Genomic DNA, 19,492 nt, shown 5'->3' on the forward strand with positions numbered 1-19,492 from the left:
CGTGACCCGTAACGTCCGACCGGAGGGGAAGCCGTCGTCCGGGCTGGAGGGCGTCCTGCCGCTGTCCCCGCTCCAGGAAGGCCTGCTGTTCCACTCCCTCTACACGGGTCAGGGCGAGGGCGAGGACGTCTACACCGTCCAGCTCGCCGTCGACCTCGCCGGACCGCTGGACGCGCCCCGGCTGAAGGCCGCGCTGGCCGCGCTGCTGCGACGCCACCCCAACCTCCGCGCCGGGTTCCGGCCCTTGCGTTCGGGCAAGCCGGTCCAGTTCATCCCGGGCCGGGCCGAGGCGGGCTGGCGGGAGGCGGACCTCGCCGGGCTGGACGCGGCACGGCGCGAGGCGGAGGCGGCCCGGCTCGCGGACCGGGACCGCACCGAGCGGTTCGACCTGGCCGAACCCCCGCTGCTGCGCGCCCTGCTGATCCGCCAGGGGCCCGAGCAGCACCGCCTGGTGATCACCAACCACCACATCCTGCTGGACGGCTGGTCGACGCCCCTGGTGCTGCGGGAGCTGTTCACCGTCTACGAGCGGGGCGAGGACGCCCTGCCGCCCGTGACCCCGTACCGCGACTATCTGCGGTGGCTGGCCGGGCAGGACCGCTCGGTCGGCGAGCAGGCCTGGCGCAAGGCGCTGGACGGGGTGGCCGAACCCACCCGGCTGACCCCGGCCGAGCCGGGCCGGGCGCAGCGCATGCCGGACCGCGTCGAGACGCTGCTGCCCGCCGATCTCGCGGGCGCCGTGCGGCGGCTGGCGGCCGGGCACGCGGTGACGCTGAACACGGTGCTCCAGCTGGCCTGGGCCGTGGTGCTGGGGCGGCTGACCGGGCGGGACGACGTGGTGTTCGGCGCGACGGTCTCCGGCCGGCCCGCCGAGGTGCCCGGCGTGGAGTCCATGGTCGGACTGTTCATCAACACCGTTCCGGTGCGGGTCAGGCTCCAGGACTCCGAGCCCTTCGCCAAGGCGCTGGTTCGGCTTCAGAACGAGCAGTCGGACCTGGGACCCCACCAGTACCTCGGCCTCAGCGACATCCAGGCCCTCGCCGGGGTCGGCGAGCTGTTCGACACCACGCTGATCGTCGAGAACTTCCCTGTGGACCCCGCCACGGCCGCCCGCCTGGACTCCGGTCTGCGGCTGGTGGGCGCCAAGGGCCGGGACGCCACGCACTATCCGCTGACGCTCGTCGTGGCCACGTCGCCGGACGGGCTGCGGATGCGGGTGGACTACCGGTCCGACCTGCTCGACCGCTCCATGGCCGAGTCGGTGGCGGCCCGCCTGGAGCGGGTGCTGCGCGCGGCGGTGGCGACACCGGACCTCACGGTCGGGGACATCGACGTGCTGGGCGCGGCCGAGCGGGAGCGGCTGCTGCTGCGCCGCAACGACACCGCGCGCGAGCTGCCGCCGCCGTTGGTGCCCGCGCTGCTGCGGGCCCAGACGGACCGTACGCCGGACGCGGTGGCCGTGTCCGATGGGGAAGTGGCGCTGTCGTACGCGGAGCTGGACACGCGGGCGCGCGCGGTGGCCGGGCTGCTCGCCGGGCACGGGGCCGGCCCGGAGTCGGTGGTGGCGCTGCTGGTGCCGCGTTCGGTGGACGCGGTGGTGGCGATGGCGGGCGTCATGACGGCGGGGGCGGCGTTTCTGCCCGTGGACGTGGACTTCCCGGCCGAGCGCGTGGCGTATGTGCTCCACGACGCGTGCCCCGCCGTGGTGGTGACCACCCGTGAGGCGCGCGACCGGCTGCCCGCGGGTCTGGACGTCCCGGTCGTGTTGATCGAGGACGCGGACGGGGAGCCGCTGCCCCCGGTGGCGGTGGCGCCCGGACACCCGGCGTATGTGCTGTACACCTCGGGCTCGACGGGGCGTCCGAAGGGTGTCGTGGTGTCGCACGGGGCGCTGCGCAACCTGCTGGCGGCGATGTCGTCGGTGGAGCCGGTGCCGGGCGACCGGTGGCTGGCGGTGACGACCTTCGGGTTCGACATCTCGCTGCTGGAGGTGTTCCTGCCGCTGCTGTCCGGCGCCGAGGTGGTGGTGGCGGGCCGTGAGGTGGTGCGCGACCCCGTGGCGCTGGGCCGGACGGTGCGGGAGCGGGGCGTGACGGTGATGCAGGCCACGCCGAGCCTGTGGCGGGCGTTGCTGGAGGCGGACCCGGAAGCGGTGGCGGGGCTGCGGGCGCTGGTCGGCGGCGAGGCGCTGGACGGGGCGCTGGCCTCGGGGCTGGCCTCGCGCGCGGTGTGGGTGCGCAACATGTACGGGCCGACGGAGACCACCATCTGGTCGGCGAGCGCGCCGGTCGAGGCGGGCGGTCCGGTGGCGATCGGCCAACCGCTGGCGAACACCCGGGTGTATGTGCTGGACCAGGGGCTGCGCCTGACGCCGGACGGGGTGGCGGGGGAGCTGTATGTGGCGGGTGCGGGGGTGGCGCGGGGGTACCTGGGGCGGCCCGGACTGACGGGTGAGCGGTTTGTCGCGGATCCGTTCGGCCCGCCGGGGTCGCGGATGTATCGCACCGGGGACGTGGTGCGCTGGACGGAGCGGGGCGCGCTGGAGTTCCTCGGCCGCGCCGACGACCAGGTCAAGGTCCGCGGCCACCGGATCGAACTCGGCGAGGTCGAGGCGTATCTGCGCGCCCGGCCCGGGGTGACGGACGCGGTGGCGGTCGCCGTCCCCGGCCCCGAGGGGCGGCCCCGGCTCGTCGGCTATGTGGTGGGGGCGGCGGACCCCGGGGAGATCCGGCGGGCCCTGGGCTCCGTTCTGCCGGAGTATCTGGTCCCCTCGGTGGTGGTCGGCCTGGACTCCCTCCCGCTGACCCCGAACGGCAAGGTGGACCGCAGGGCGCTGCCCGCGCCGGAGGCGGCCGGGGCCGGCCGGGGGCCGCGCACGGCGCGCGAGGAGATCCTGTGCGGGCTGTTCGCCCAGGTGCTGGGCGTGGCCCGGGTGGGGATCGACGACGGCTTCTTCGACCTGGGCGGCCACTCGCTGCTCGCCACCCGGCTGATGGCGCGGATCCGCGCCACGCTGGGCGCGGACCTGCCGATCCGCGCGCTGTTCGAGTCGCCCACCGTGGCCGGTCTGGCGCCGCGCCTGGACGGCGGCCGGACCGAGGCGCGGGCGGCGCTGACGCCCCGCCCGCGGCCGGACGCGATTCCGCTGTCCTTCGCCCAGCGGCACCTGTGGTTCCTCAACCGGCTCGATCCGGCCAGCCCGTTGTACAACCTGTCGTTGACGGTGCGGCTGCGCGGCGAGCTGGACCTGGCTGCGCTCGAGGCCGCGCTGGGCGATGTGGTGGCCCGCCACGAGAGCCTGCGGACGGTGTTTCCCGCCGTCGACGGGGAGCCCTGCCAGCGGGTGCTTGACGTCCAGGAGCCGCCCACCCCGCTGCTGCGCACCGTCGACGTGGCCGAGAGCGAGCTCGCCGCGGCGGTCGAGTCCGTACGGACCGGCTTCGACCTCACCGCACAGCCGCCGCTGCGCGCGACGCTGCTGGCGCTGAATCCTCAGGAACACGTCCTGGTCGTGGTGTTGCACCACATCGCCGGCGACGCGTGGTCCGTCGGCCCGCTCGCCGCCGACCTGGCCGCCGCGTACGCCGCGCGGCGCGGCGACCAGGCCCCTGCCTGGGACCCGCTGCCGGTCCAGTACGCCGACTACACGCTGTGGCAGCGGGAACTCCTCGGCGACGACGGCGATCCCGACAGCGAGCTGTCCCGCCAACTCGCCTACTGGAAGGGCGCCCTGGCCGGGGCGCCCCGGAAACTGGCGCTGCCCACCGACCGCCCCCGGCCGGACGCCGGCACCCACCAGGGCGGCGTGGTGCCGTTCACGGTCGCCCCCGAACCGCACTCCGCGCTGCTGGAGCTGGCCCGCGCCACCGCCACGACCCCGTTCATGGTGGTCCAGGCGGCGCTGGCCGCGCTGCTGACCCGGCTCGGCGCGGGCGAGGACATCCCCATCGGCACCCCCGCGGCCGGGCGCGACGACGCCGCGCTGGACCGGCTGGTGGGCTTCTTCGTCAACACCCTGGTGCTGCGCACGGACACCTCCGGCGACCCGACCTTCCGGGACCTCCTCGCCCGGGTGCGGGAGACGGACCTGGCCGCGTACGACCACCAGGACCTGCCGTTCGAGCGGCTGGTGGAGGAGATCAACCCGGAGCGCTCGCTGGCGTATCACCCGCTGTTCCAGGTCCGCCTGGTGCTGGACGACTTCGACCGCGAACGGGTGCGGCTCGACGGCCTGACCAGCGACGGCGGCGTGGACACCCCGCTGGCCGAACAGGCGGGCCGGGCCAAGTTCGACCTCCTGGTGCAGGCGGCGCAGCACCGCGCCGAGGACGGCGCCCCGGCCGGCATCGCCGGGACCATCACCTACGCGGCCGATCTGTTCGACCGGGAGACGGTGGAGGCGCTCGCGGCGCGGCTCGTGAGGTTCCTGGAGGCGGTGGCGGCCGATCCGGGGCTGCGGATCGGCCGGGTGGAACTGCTGGACGCGGCCGAGCGGGACGAGGCGCTGTCGCTGCGGAACGACACCGGGCACGTTGTGGCGGCAGGGTCGTTCCTGGAGGTGTTCCAGGAGCGGGTGGCGGCGGCGCCGGAGGCGCCGGCGGTGGTGAGCGGCCCGTCGGGCCCGGCCGGTGCGCTGACCTACGCCGAGCTGGACGCGCGGGCGAACCGGCTGGCGCGGGTGATCCGCGGTCAGGGGGTGGGCGCCGGCTCGCTGGTGGCGCTGGCGCTGCCGCGCTCGGCGGACGCGGTGGTGGCGATGGTGGCGGTGCACAAGGCCGGGGCGGCGTATGTGCCGCTGGACCCGGAGCAGCCGGGGGCCCGGCTGGGCCTGGTCCTGGCGGACGCGCGGCCGTCGCTGGTGGTGACCCGCGCCGGGGTGGAGCCGGTGTGGGGGGCGACCCGGGCGCTGGTGCTGGACGCGGCGGAGACGGTGGCGGCGCTGGACCGGGAGCCCGCTGACGACCCGGGTGTGCGGGTGTCGGCGAGTGATGTGGCGTATGTGATCTATACGTCGGGTTCGACGGGGCGGCCGAAGGGGGTGGTGGTGGAGCAGGGTTCGTTGGTGGATTACGTGGTGCGGTGTGTGGTGGTGTATCCGGGTTTGGCGGGGCGGACGTTGTTGCATTCGCCGCTGTCGTTCGACTTGGGGTTGACGGGGTTGTACGGGACGTTGGCGGCGGGTGGCGCTCTGGTGGTCGCGGATCTGGATGAGCGTCTTTCGGTGCCGGGTGGGGTGACGTTCGCGAAGGTGACGCCGAGCCATCTGCCGGTCCTTCAGGAGCTGCCCGACGCGTGTTCGCCCACGGGGCAGTTGGTCGTCGGCGGTGAGGCGCTGAGTGGCGCCCGGCTGGCGTCGTGGCGGGCCCGGCATCCGGGCGTCGAGGTGGTCAACCACTACGGCCCCACCGAGGCCACGGTCGGCTGTCTGGATCACCCGATTCCGGCGGGGGCGGTGCTCGCGGACGGCCCGGTGCCGCTGGGCCGGCCCATGTGGAACACCCGGGTGTACGTCCTGGACGCGGGGCTGTCCCCGGTGCCGGACGGCGTTCCGGGGGAGCTGTATGTGGCCGGCCGTGGCGTGGCCCGCGGGTACTGGGACCGTCCGGGGCTGACGGCCGAGCGGTTCGTGGCGGATCCGTTCGGCCCGCCGGGGTCGCGGATGTATCGCACCGGGGACGTGGTGCGCTGGACGCGCGCCGGCGTGGTGGAGTTCCTCGGCCGGGCCGATGACCAGGTGAAGGTGCGCGGCTACCGGATCGAGCCGGGCGAGGTCGAGGCGGCGGTCGCCGCGCTGCCCGGGGTGGACCGGGCCGTCGCCCTCGTACGGGAGGACACGCCCGGGGACCGGCGGCTGGTCGCGTACGCCGTGCCCGCCCCGGGCGCGAGCGTGGCCGCGGTCGCGGCGCGCCGCGAGCTGGCGTCGGCGCTGCCGGAGTACCTGGTGCCGTCCGCCGTGGTGGTGCTGGACTCGCTGCCGCTGACGCCCCACGGCAAGGTCGACCGGGGCGCGCTGCCCGCGCCCGAGGCGGCCGGGGCCGGCCGGGGGCCGCGCACCCCCCGGGAGGAGATCCTGTGCGGGCTGTTCGCCGAGGTGCTGGGCGTGGCCCGGGTGGGGATCGACGACGGCTTCTTCGACCTGGGCGGCCACTCGCTGCTCGCCATCCGGCTGCTGTCCCGGATCCGCGCCACGCTCGGGGCGACGCTGCCCATCCGCGCGCTGTTCGAGACGCCGACGGTGGCCGGTCTGGCGCCGCGCCTGGACGGCAGGACCGCGGCGCGGGCGGCCCTGACGCCGCGCCCCCGGCCGGACGCGATTCCGCTGTCCTTCGCCCAGCGCCGCCTGTGGTTCCTCAACCGCCTCGATCCGGCGAGCCCGCTGTACAACCTGTCGTTGACGGTGCGGCTGCGCGGCGAGCTGGACCTGGCTGCGCTCGAGGCCGCCCTGGGCGATGTGGTGGCCCGTCACGAGAGCCTGCGGACCGTCTTCCCCGAGTCGGACGGCGAGCCCTGCCAGCGGGTGCTGACCCCGGCCGAGGTGCCCGGCCCGCGCCTGCGGACCGCCCACGTACCCGGAGCCACCCCAGAACCTGACGACGGGGGAGACAGCCGCCTGGCCGCGGCCGTCTCCCCCCTCGTCGGGGAGGGCTTCGACCTGACCTCGGAGCCCCCGCTGCGCGCCACGCTGCTGTCGCTGCGGCCCCGGGAACACGCCCTGGTCGTGGTGTTGCACCACATCGCGGGCGACGCGTGGTCGATCGAGGCCCTCGCCACCGACCTGGCCTCGGCCTACGCGGCGCGGCGCGGCGGCGAGGCCCCCGCCTGGGCGCCGTTGCCGGTCCAGTACGCCGACTACGCCCTGTGGCAGCGCGAACTCCTCGGCGAGTCGGGTGATGCCGACAGCGAGCTGTCCCGCCAGCTGGCCTACTGGACGGGCGCCCTGGCGGGCCTGCCCGAGGAGCTCGCCCTGCCCACCGACCGGCCCCGCCCCGCCTCGGGCCCCCAGCGGGGCGCGGGGCTCCGCTTCTTCCTCGACGCCGAGCTGCACGGCCGGCTGCTGGCGCTCGCCCGGGAGAGCGGCGCCAGCCTGTTCATGGTGGTGCAGGCGGCCCTGGCGGCGACGCTGACCCGGCTCGGCGCGGGCGAGGACATCCCCATCGGCACCCCCGTGGCCGGGCGCGGCGACGCGGCCCTGGACAGGTTGGTGGGCTTCTTCCTCAACACGCTGGTGCTGCGCACGGACACCTCCGGCGCCCCCACCTTCCGCGAGCTGCTCGACCGCGTCAGGGCGACGGACCTCGCCGCGTACGACCACCTCGACCTGCCGTTCGAGCGGCTGGTCGAGGAGGTCAACCCACGGCGGTCGCTGACCCGTCACCCGCTGTTCCAGGTGATGCTGACGGTGCGGAGCACCAAGGCCGCGGAGCTCGCGCTGCCGGGCCTGGACGTCGCCGGCGTGCCGGGCGAAAGCCGGTGGGCCCGGTTCGATCTGTCCTTCGGCCTCGGCGAGCTGCACACGCCGAGCGGCGAACCGGGCGGTCTCGAGGGCGTGGTCGACTACTCCACCGAGCTGTTCGACGCGGCCACGGCCGCATCGGTGCTGGAGCGTCTGGAGCGGGTGCTGCGTGCCGTGGCGGACGGGCCCGACGTGCGGATCGCGGACATCGAGATCCTGGACGCCGGTGAGCGGCAGCGGCTGCTGTACGGCCGCAACGACACGGCCGCACAGCAGCCGTCGCCCCTGATACCGGCGCTGATCGAGGCTCAGTCGGCCCGTACGCCGGAGGCCGCCGCCGTGTCGTGCCGGGGCGTCACCCTCTCGTACGCGGAGCTCTCCGCCCGGGCGAACGGCGTGGCGCGCCTGCTGGCCGGGCGGGGCGTCGGCCCGGAGTCGGTGGTGGCGCTGGCCGTGCCGCGCTCGGTGGACGCGGTGGTGGCCATGGTCGCCGCGGGCCGGGCGGGCGCCGCGTTCCTGCCGGTCGACCCGGACTTCCCGGCCGAGCGGGTGAGGTTCGTGCTCGGCGACGCGGCGCCCGCCGTGGTGCTGACGGTGCGCGCGGCGGTGGAGCGGCTGCCCCGGGATCTGGGCGTACCGGTGGTGGTGCTCGACGAGGTGGAGCCCGCCGAGCGGCCGTTGCCCGCGGTCGCGGCGCGGCCCGACCACCCGGCGTATGTGCTGTACACCTCGGGTTCGACCGGGCGGCCCAAGGGCGTGGTCGTCTCCCACGGCGCGCTGCGCAATCTCGTGTCGGCGGTGGCCCCGTCGGTGGCGGTGGCGCCGGGCGACAGCTGGCTGGCGGTGACCACGTTCGGGTTCGACATCGCGTTGCTGGAGGTGTTCCTGCCCCTGGTCTCGGGTGCCCAGGTGGTGGTGGTCGAGCGTGATGTGGTGCGCGACCCGCGCGAGCTCGGCCGCGAACTGCGCGCGCGGGCCGGGTCGGTGATGCAGGCGACGCCCAGCCTGTGGCGTGCGCTGCTGGACGCCGACCCGGAGGCCGTCGACGGCCTGCGGGCGTTGGTCGGCGGCGAGGCGCTGGACTCCTCGCTGGCGTCGGCGCTGGCGGGCCGGGCCGCCTCGGTACGGAACATGTACGGGCCGACGGAGACCACCATCTGGTCCACGAGCGCGCCCGTGGCGGCTGAGGGCGCCGACGGGCCGCCGCCCATCGGCACACCGCTGGCCAACACCCGCTGCTATGTGCTGGACGCGAGGCTGCGCCCGGTGCCGGACGGTGTCGCGGGCGAGCTGTACCTGGCGGGCGACGGCGTGGCCCGCGGCTACCTGGGCCGGCCGGGCCTGACCGGCACCCGGTTCGTGGCCGACCCGTACGGGCCGGCCGGGGCACGGATGTACCGCACGGGCGACCTCGCACGGTGGCGGGCCGACGGGCAGCTTGAGTTCGCCGGCCGCGCCGACGACCAGGTCAAGGTCCGCGGCCACCGGATCGAACTGGGCGAGGTGGAGGCGTATCTGCGCGCCCTGCCCGGCGTGACGGACGCCGTCGCGGCGGTGCTGCCGGGCCCGGACGGCCAACCGCGGCTCGTCGGGTATGTGGTGGGAGGGGCGGACGAGGGCGGCCCGCGGGCGGCGCGCGAGGCCCTGGCCGCCCGGCTGCCGGCCCACCTGGTGCCCTCGGTGGTGGTGGCGCTGGACGCCGTCCCGCTGACGCCGAACGGCAAGACCGACCGCAGGGCGCTGCCGGCGCCGGAGGCGGGCGACGCGGCGCGCACGGCCCCCCGTACCCCTCAGGAGGAGATCCTGGGCCGGCTGTTCGCCGATGTCCTCGGCGTGGGCGGGGTCGGAGCCGACGACGACTTCTTCGACCTGGGCGGCCATTCGCTGCTGGCCGCGCGGCTGGTGGCGCGCGTCCGTGCCGCTCTGGGGGTCGAGCTGCCGATCCGGGCCGTGTTCGAGACGCCCACCGTCGCGGGTCTGGCGGCGTACGCGGGCCGGGCCGCCTCCGCCCGGCGGCGGCCCGCGCCCCGCCCGCGGCCGGACGTGCTGCCCCTGTCGTTCGCCCAGCGCGGGCTGTGGGTGCTGAACGGGCTGGGGGAGACCGGCCCGCTGTACACCATTCCCCTGGTGGCGCGGTTGCGCGGGGCGCTGGACCGGGCGGCGCTTGGGGCCGCGCTGGGCGATGTGGTGGCCCGTCACGAGAGCCTGCGGACCGTCTTCCCCGAGACGGACGGCGAGCCCTGCCAGCGGGTGCTGGACCCCGCCGAGTTGCCCGGCCCGCTGCTGCGGACGGTCGAGGTCGGGTCGCGCGACGGCCTGGACCGGGCGATCGCCGCCGCGCGCGGCGGGGGCTTCACGCTCACCGCCGAGCCCCCACTCAGGGCGACGCTGCTGGTGCTGGGACCGCGCGAACACGTCCTGGTGCTGGTGGTGCACCACATCGCCGGTGACGCCGGGTCCGTCCGGCCGCTGCTGCGCGATCTGGCCACCGCCTACGCCGCCCGGCTGGCCGGCGAGGCGCCCGGCTGGGCGCCGCTGCCCGTCCAGTACGCCGACTACGCCCTCTGGCAGCGGGAGCTGCTCGGCGACGCCGGCGACCAGGACAGCGAGATGGCACGGCAACTCGCCTACTGGGCCCGGACCCTGTCCGGCCTCCCCGAGCAGATCGCCCTGCCCGCCGACCGGCCCCGGCCCCCCGAGCCCAGCCACCGCGGCGGCGTGGTGCCCTTCGAGCTGGACGCCGGGCTGCACCGGGCGGTGCTGGCGCTGGCGCGCTCGCGCGGGGCCACGGCGTTCATGGTGCTCCAGGCGGCGCTCGCCGCCGTGCTGACCCGGTCGGGGGCGGGCGAGGACCTCCCCATCGGCACCGCGCTGGCCGGGCGCGGCGACGAGGCGCTGGACGGCCTGGTCGGCCTCTTCACCACCATGCTGGTGCTGCGGACCGACACCTCCGGCAACCCCTCGTTCCAGGAGCTGCTGGACCGTGTGCGGCAGACGGACCTGGCGGCGTACGCGCATCAGGACGTGCCCTTCGAGCGGGTGGTGGACGCGGTCGACCCGGCGCGGTCGCCCGCGTACCACCCGCTGTTCCAGGTGGCCCTGGTGCTGGACAACTTCGCCCGCCCCGACGCGGTGCTGCCCGGGCTGAGCGCAGTTGACGAGGACGCCGGCGAGGACACCGACGACGGCATGGACGCGCCCGTGGAAGGCCCCGGGAGGGCGAAGTTCGACCTGTCCGTGCGGCTGCGCGAGCGGCGCTCGGCCGAGGGCGCCCCCGCGGGTCTGACCGGGTCCCTCGCCTATGCGCTGGATCTGTTCGCACCGGCCACGGCGGCCGCGCTGGCGGCGCGGTTCGTCCGGCTGCTCACCGCCGTCGTCGCCGACCCGGGCCGCCCGATCGGCGAGGTGGAGATCCTGGCCCCGGCGGAACGCCGACAGCTGCTCCACGGCTGGAACGACACCGCCCGGCCGCTGCCCGGCGCGCTGCTGCCGCGGATGTTCGAGGAGCAGGCGGCGCGCACCCCCGACGCCCCGGCCGTGCGGTGCGGGGACACCACCGTCTCGTACGCGGAGCTGAACACCCGTGCCAACCGCCTGGCCCGGCTGCTGGTCGCGCGGGGCGCCGGTCCGGAGCGGCGGGTCGCGCTGATGGTGCCGCGCTCCGTGGAGATGATCGTCGCCGTGCTCGCGGTGCTGAAGTCCGGCGCGGCCTATGTGCCGGTGGACAGCGCGTACCCGGCCGACCGGATCGCCTACATGCTGGCCGACGCCCGGCCGGAACTTCTGGTGACCACGGCCGGGACGGCACACACCCTGCCCGAGCCGGCGCCCGGCAGGCGGGTCGTCCTGGACAGCCCGGCCACGGTGGAGGAGTCGCTGAGCCTGCCGGGCACGGACCTCACCGACGCGGACCGCCGGGCTCCGCTGACCCCCCGCACCCCGGCGTATGTGATCTACACCTCGGGCTCCACCGGGCGCCCGAAAGGCGTGGTCGTGGAGCACCGCTCCATCCCCAACATCGTGCTGGCCAGGATCGGGACGTACGGGATGGGGCCGGGCAGCCGGGCGCTCCAGTTCGCGTCGCTGAGCTTCGACGCCGCCATGTCCGAGATCTGTACGCCCCTGAGCGCGGGGGCCTGCCTGGTGCTGGGCCCGGCCGACATGCTCGCCCAGGTGGACCAACTGCCCGAGCTGATCCGGCGCTACGGGATCACCCACGCGACGCTGCCGCCGGCGATCCTCACCCGGCTGCCCGCCGACAGCCTGCCGTCCGTGGTGAACCTGGTGATCGCGGGCGAGGCGGCCCAGCCGGGTCTGGTGCCCACGTGGGCGTCCGGGCGGCGGATGTTCAACGCGTACGGGCCCACGGAGACCACCGTCTCGTGCACCATGGCCGGTCCGCTTCCGGCCGTGGACGGGATACCGCCGATCGGCGGCCCGCTCCCCAACCTGCGCACCTACGTCCTGGACGACCTGCTGCGGCCGGTCCCGCCCGGGGTCCCCGGCGAGCTGTACGTGTCGGGAGTCGGCGTGGCCCGGGGGTATCTGGGGCGTGCCGCGCTGACGGCGGAGCGGTTCGTGGCGGACCCCTTCGGGCCCGCCGGGGACCGCATGTACCGCACGGGCGACCTCGTACGGTGGCGGGCCGACGGGCAGCTGGAGTTCGTCGGCCGCGCGGACGGCCAGGTCAAGATCCGCGGATACCGCATCGAACTGGGCGAGGTCCAGGCGGCGTTGGAGTCCCTCCCGGAGGTGGCCCAGGCGGTCGCGACCGTACGGGAGGACCAGCCCGGCCACAGGCGTCTGGTGGGGTATCTGAGGCCCGCCCCGGGCGCCGAGGCCGACGCCACGCGGCTCCGCACCCGGCTGGCGGAGCTGCTGCCCGACTACATGGTTCCGACGGTGCTGATGACGCTGGAGCGCATACCGCTGACGGTGAACGGCAAAGTGGACCACAAGGCGCTGCCCGCGCCGCCGGCACCGCGGCGGACACCGCCGGAGGCCGACGCGGGACCCCGCCCCGGCACCCGCCCGGAGGACATCCTGTGCCAGGTCGTCGCCGACGTCCTCGGCCTGCCGCGGGTCGGGCCCGACGACAACTTCTTCGCCCTCGGCGGGGACAGCATCGCCGCCCTCCAGGCCGCCAGCCGGGCCCGCCGGGCCGGTCTGGTCCTCACCCCCCGCGACCTCTTCCGCCACCAGACGGTGGCCGAACTGGCCGCCGCCGTGCGCGAGCCCGAGGCGCGGGCGGAGGAGCCCCGGGGCGACGGCGTGGGCGCCGTACCGCCGACCCCCGTCATGCGCTGGCTCGCCCAGCGGCGCGGACCCGTGGCGCACCTCAACCAGTCGGTGCTGCTGGCCGTCCCGCCCCTGGGGCTGCCCGCGCTCACGGCCGCCGTGCAGTGCCTGCTCGACCACCACGACGCGCTGCGCGCGGTCCTGGCCGGCGCCCCGACGGGCGTCACCTGGGGGCTCAAGGTCACTCCGCCGGGCAGCGTACGGGCCGAGGACCGCATACGGCGGGTGGACATCAGCGGCCACCCGGACGGCTCCGCGGAGCTGTCCGCCGTGGTGGCCGCAGAGGGCGAGGCCGCGCGGCTGCGCCTTGACCCGGAGGCCGGGGCCCTCCTCCAGGTGGTCTGGTTCGACGCCGGGGACGACCGGCCAGGCCGCCTGCTGCTGATCGCCCACCACCTGGTCGTGGACGGGGTGTCCTGGCGCATCCTGGTGCCCGACCTGGTGACCGCCTGGCGGACCGCCGAAGACGGCGGGACGCCCCGGCCGGCCCCGGTCGGCACCTCGCTGCGCCGCTGGGCGCAGCTGCTCCTCGCCGAGGCCCAGAGCCCTGAGCGGGCCGCGGAGCTGGAGCTGTGGACGGACATGCTCGACGGGCCCGAACCCCGCCTCGGCGCCGAGACGTTCCGCCGCGCCCGGGACACCCGGGCCACGGCCGAGCACCTGACCGTGACCGTCCCCGCGGACATCACCGACGCCCTGCTGACCGCCGCGCCACAGGCCTACCAGGCCCGGATGAACGAGATCCTGCTGACCGGCCTCACGCTCGCCGTGGCCCGCTGGCGGGAACGCCACGGCTGGGGCGACGGCCGTACCCTCCTGGTCGACGTCGAGGGACACGGCCGGGAGCAGATCGCCGACGAGGTGGACCTCTCCCGCACCGTCGGCTGGTTCACCAGCATCCACCCGCTCCGGCTTGACCCCGGGGAGGTGGACCTGGACGAGGCGCTCGCCGGGGGCCGGGCCACCGTGGCCGCCCTGAAGCGGATCAAGAGCCGGATCAGGGAACTCCCCGACAACGGCCTCGGATACGGGCTGCTGCGCTATCTCAACCCGGACACCGCCGCGCTGCTCGCCCAGTACCGCACCCCGCAGATCGGATTCAACTACCTGGGCCGGATGAACGGCGGCGGGCTCGACGAGAGCCCCGAACCCGCCGGATGGTCGGTCGCCGCACATCCCCAGGTCCGTCTCGACCCGTCCGACGGCGAACTGCCCTTCGCACACGCCCTGGAGATCGGCGCGGTCACCCGGGACAGCCCGGACGGGCCGCGGCTGAGCATCAACTGCGCGTGGCCGGGCGCCCTGTTCACCGCGGCCCAGATCCAGGACCTGGCCGACACCTGGCTCACCGCGCTGCGCGCGCTGGCCGACGGGGCGCGGCGCCCGGGCGCCGGCGGACTCGTCCCCGCCGATCTCCCGCTGGTCCGGGCCACCCAGGCCGAGATCGACACGTGGGAGGCGGAGCCCGGTGGGGTGGCGGACGTGCTGCCGCTCTCCCCCCTTCAGGAAGGGCTGTTGTTCCACGCCCTGTACGCCGACACCGGCCCCGACGTCTACACCATGCACATGAGGCTGGACCTGGAGGGCCCGCTGGACGGCCCGGCGCTGCGGGCCGCGGCGCGGGCCGTGCTGGAGCGCCACCCGAATCTGCGCGCCCGCTTCCGCCACCGGGCCGCGGGCGACGCGGTGCAGATCATTCCGCGCCAGGCCGAACTCGCCTGGGAGGAGACGGACCTGTCCGGGCTGGCCGAGCCCGAGCGCGGGGCCGAACTGGACCGGCTCACCGAGCGGGCCCGCCACCACCGCTTCGACCCCGGCCGCCCGCCGCTGCTGCGGTTCTGGCTGATCCGGGTCGAGGACGAGCGGCACCGGCTGCTGGTCCTCAAGCACCACATCCTGCTCGACGGCTGGTCCGTACCGATCTTCCTGCGGGACCTGATCACGCTCTACCACCACCGCGGCGACCCGGCGGCCCTGCCCCCGGCGGTGCCGTACCGGAACTATCTGACCTGGCTTGCCGCCCAGGACCCCGCGGCGGCCGAGGACGCCTGGCGCCGGGCCCTGGCCGGGCTGACCGAGCCCACCCTGCTGGCGCCCGCGGACGCCGGCCCCCCGGACCGGGCGCCGGAGACCGTGGTCCGCCTGCTGCCGCCCCCGCTCACGGCGGCGCTGCGGAACCACGCGGCCGACGCCGCGGTCACCGTCAACACGATCCTCCAGGGGGCGTGGGCGGTGCTGATCGGACGGCTGCTCGGCCGCGACGACGTGGTCTTCGGGACGACCGTCTCCGGCCGCCCCCCGGAGATCCCCGGGATCGAGTCCATGGTCGGCCTGTTCATCAACACCCTCCCGGTACGGGTCAGGCTGGACCCGGCCCGGAGCTGGCGGTCGGCGGTGGCCCGGCTCCAGGAGGAGCAGTCCGCCCTCAGCGCCCACCACCAGCTCGGACTGGCCCGCGTCCAGCAGCTCGCGGGGCTCGGCGAGCTGTTCGACACGCTGGTGGTGTACGAGAACTTCCCGGTCGCCCCGGCCGGCGACCAGCCCGCCACCGGGCCGCGCGCCACGGCCTCGGAGAGCCGCGCCGCGGCGCACTACCCGCTGGCCCTGGTCGCCGTCCTGGCACCGGCCGGGCTGCGACTGCGGCTCGACTACCGGCCCGAGCTGTTCGACCGCTCCGCCGCCGAGGAGCTGCTGGACCGGCTGGTGCGCGTCCTCGAGGCGGTCGGCGCGGACCCGGACCGGCCGGTCGGCCGGATCGGCGTCCTCGGCCCGGACGAGCGGCGGCAGCTGGTCGACGGGTGGAACGGCGCCGAAGCGCCGCCGCCCCCGGGGCCGATGACGATCCACCGGAGATTCGCCGACGCGGTGGGCCGGGGCCCCGACGACACCGCCATCCGCTACGGCGACCTTCGGCTGACCTACCGCGAGCTGGACCAGCGGGCCAACCGGCTGGCCCGGCTCCTGGTGGAGCTCGGCGTGCGCCGGGAGACCCGCGTCGCGGTGGAGCTCGACCGCGGCCCCGACCTGATCGTCGCGGTGCTGGCCGTACTCAAGGCCGGGGCGGTCTATGTGCCGCTGGAGCCCGACCACCCCCGGGAGCGGCTGCGGCTGCTGCTGGCCGAGACGGCCGCTCCGGTGCTGCTGACCGACCGGGTGCGCGCCGAGGCCTGGGCGGCCGAGCCCGCGGACGGCGTCACAACGGTCGCCGTGGACACGGATCCCGGCCTCGCCGCCCAGGCCCCGACCCCGCCCGAGGTCACCGTGGACCCCGGCCAACTGGCGTACGTCATCTACACCTCGGGCTCCACCGGCACCCCCAAAGGCGTGGCGGTCACCCACCAGAACGTGGTGGAACTGGCGGACGACCAGTGGTGGCGGCTGGACCCGGCCCACAAGGTCCTCTTCCACTCCCCGCACGCCTGGGACGCCTCCACCCTGGAGTGGTGGGTCCCGCTGCTGAACCACGGGGAGATCGTGGTCGCCCCGCCCGGCAGGCTCGACTTGGACGCCCTCGCGGAGCTGGTGGTCACGGAGCGGATCACCGGGCTGTGGGCCTCGGGCGGGCTGTTCCGGCTGCTCGCCGAGGAGCACCCGGAGTGCTTCGCCGGGCTGCGGGAGGTCCGTACCGGCGGCGACGTGGTGCCCGCGTACGCCGTCCGCAAGGCGCTCGCCCACTGCCCCGACACCTGGGTCACCGCGGGCTACGGGCCCACCGAGACCACCGTGTTCTCCACCCGGCACTCGATGCGCGCCGGTGACCCGGTGCCCGAGAGCGTACCCATCGGCCGCCCGCTGGACGGCACCCGCGCCTACGTCCTCAGCCCCGGCCTCGAGCCGCTGCCGGTCGGGGTGGTCGGGGAGCTGTATCTGGCCGGTTCCGGGGTGGCCCGCGGCTACGAGAACAACCCGGCCATGACCGCCGAGCGCTTCGTCGCCGATCCCTTCGGCCCGCCCGGCACCCGGATGTACCGCACCGGCGACCTGGTGCGATGGCGCGCGGACGGCCTCATGGAGTTCGCGGGCCGGGCCGACGAGCAGGTCAAACTGCGCGGCTTCCGGGTGGAGCTGCGCGAGGTGGAGATCGCCCTCAGCTCCTGCGGCGGCATCGGCCAGGCGGTCGCCCTGGTACGGGAGGACCGGCCCGGCGACAAGCGTCTGGTCGGCTATGTGGTGCCGGACTCCGGCTCCCCCGCCCCGGACCCGGCCGCGCTGCGGGCCCGGCTCGCCGGGCGGCTCCCGGACTTCATGGTGCCCTCCGCCCTGGTCGTGCTCGACGCGCTGCCGCTGACGGACCACACCAAGCTGGACCGCGCGGCCCTCCCGGCCCCCGAGTACCACACGGAGCCGGCGCGCCGGCCGCGCAGCCCCCAGGAGGAGGTGCTGTGCGGGCTGTTCGCCGACGCGCTCGGCGTCCCCGAAGTCGGCATCGACGACGACTTCTTCCTGCTCGGCGGCAACTCGCTGACCGCGGCCGCGCTCATCAGCCGCATCCGCACCACGCTCGGCTCCCGCCTCGGCATGCAGGCGCTGTTCACCGCGCCGACCCCCGGCGGCCTCGCGCGGCGGCTGGAGGCCGGGCTCGGCCCGGACGAGCGCAACGGCCTGGAGGTGCTGCTGCCGCTGCGGACCACGGGCAGCCGTCCCCCGGTCTTCTGCTTCCACGCCGGCGGCGGCCTGAGCTGGCGCTACGCCGGACTGCTGCGCCATCTGCCGCCGGAACACCCGGTGTACGGACTCCAGGCGCGCGCCTTCGGGACGCCGGGCTACCGGCCCGCGGACATCGAGGAGATCGCCGCCGACTTCCTGGAGCGGATCAGGAGCGTGGCCCCCAGCGGGCCGTACCACCTCCTCGGCTGGTCCTTCGGCGGTCTCGTCGCCCACGCCGTGGCGACCCGGCTCCAGGAACAGGGCGAGGAGGTGGGGCTGCTGGCGATGCTGGACGCGTACCCGGTCGCGGAGGTCACGGCCCCGTCGGCCGGGGACCGCGCGTACGAGAACGGGGGAGACGGGGGAGACGGGGAGGACAAAGAGGACGGGGAGACGGACAACGATCTGATGCGGGCCCTGCTGGAGGTCGTCGCCCCGGGAGCCACCGCCCACGGCGATGCGCCACGGCCCGGTGAGCCGCTGACCCGGGAGGCGGTCGCGCGGACGCTGCGCGCCCAGGGCAATCCGCTCACCGACCTGCTGGCCGGCAACCTGGAGACCATCCTGCGGGCCTTCGGCGACCACGTGGCCCTGCGGCACGCCTTCAGGCCCGGCGTGTTCCACGGCGACGCGCTGCTCGTCGCCGCCCGCCCGGACGGCGGGGACGGCGCCGACGACGGCAGCGAGCGCTGGCGCCCCTACGTCCGGGGGCGGGTGCTCGGCCACCGGGTCCGCTGCCGGCACGAGGACATGATGCTGCCGGAACCGCTCGCCGAGATCGGCCGGCTCGTCACCGCCCGCCTCGAAGACCCGCGTCACCACCGAACCGAGAAGGAGGCCTGATGGGACGGGAGATCTACGCGCTCGGCGAGATGCCGCCGCTCGGCGAGGTGCCCCGCTATATGCACGCGGCGCTGATCCGGCGGCACCGCTACGGCAGGCCCGCCGACGCGATCGAGATCGAGCAGGTCGAGGTGCCCCCGGTGGGCCGGGGCCAGATCCTGCTGATGGTGATGGCGGCCGGGGTCAACTACAACGGAGTGTGGGCCGCGCTCGGCACGCCCGCCGACGTCATCGCGGCCCGGCGGAAGAGGGGCGATCCGCACGACTTCCACATCGCGGGCTCCGAAGGGGCGGGCGTGGTGTGGGCGGTCGGCGAGGGCGTCACCCAGTTCCGGGTGGGCGACCAGGCGATCGTGGGCGGGGTGCGCTGGAACGAGTCGGCGCCCGACATCCGCATGGGCACCGACCCCACGGCCTCCACCAGCCAGCGCGCCTGGGGATACGAGCTGAACTTCGGCTCCTTCGCCCAGTTCACGGTGGTCGACGAGTACCAGTGCCACCCCAAGCCGGACCATCTGACCTGGGAGGAGGCCGGCTGTTTCCTCGGTGGCGGCTCCACCTCCTACCGTCAGCTGAGCGGCTGGCCGCCGCACACCGTGCAGCCGGGCGACCCGGTGCTGATCTGGGGCGGCTCCGGCGGCCTGGGCTCCATGGCGATCCAGATCGTGCGGCACTTCGGCGGGATTCCGGTCGCCGTGATCTCCGACGAGGCCAAGGCCGACCACTGTCTGCGGCTGGGCGCCCAAGGGGTCATCAACCGGCGCGAGTTCGACCACTGGGGCCGGCTCCCGGACGCCGAGGACACCGCGGCCTTCCAGTCCTGGCTGGAAGGGGCGCGGGCCTTCGGGCGCAGGATCTGGGAGGTGCTGGGCGAGCGCCGCTCGCCGCGCATCGTGCTGGAACACCCCGGCCGGGACACCCTCGCCACCTCCGTGTACGTCTGCGACAACGCCGGGATGGTGGTCACCTGCGCCGGCACCAGCGGCTACAACGGCGATATCGACCTGCGCTTCCTGTGGATGTTCCAAAAGCGCCTCCAGGGCTCGCACGCGGCCAATGTGCGGGAGACCCGGGCGATCATCAACCTGGTGGCCTCGGGCCGGATCGACCCGTGCATGAGCCAGGTGACGCCGTTCCAGGAGATCGGCGCCGCGCACCAGCTCGTGTACGAGAACAAACACCCGGCGGGGAACACCGCGGTGCTGGTGAACGCGCCCGGGCCCGGCCTGACCGGGATGCCCTGACCAGCCG

At 75.4% G+C, this 19,492-nt stretch carries 2 protein-coding genes; both read left to right on the forward strand.

The features are described from left to right. Window position 1: 1 nt before the first annotated feature. The gene (locus tag ACH4S9_RS12385; protein ID WP_398371506.1) at window positions 2-18,241 is read left to right on the forward strand and encodes a non-ribosomal peptide synthase/polyketide synthase; all 18,240 of its coding nucleotides are present in this window, start codon (window positions 2-4) and stop codon (window positions 18,239-18,241) included. After that, complete coding sequence (gene ccrA, locus ACH4S9_RS12390) at window positions 18,241-19,485, forward strand: crotonyl-CoA carboxylase/reductase (protein ID WP_398371509.1); 1,245 nt, start codon at window positions 18,241-18,243, stop codon at window positions 19,483-19,485. The genes ACH4S9_RS12385 and ccrA overlap by 1 nt, the downstream gene beginning before the upstream one ends. Window positions 19,486-19,492: the final 7 nt, after the last annotated feature.

Origin of the sequence: Streptomyces sp. NPDC021225, from assembly GCF_044332865.1 — a bacterium.
In the GTDB taxonomy this organism is placed as follows: domain Bacteria; phylum Actinomycetota; class Actinomycetes; order Streptomycetales; family Streptomycetaceae; genus Streptomyces.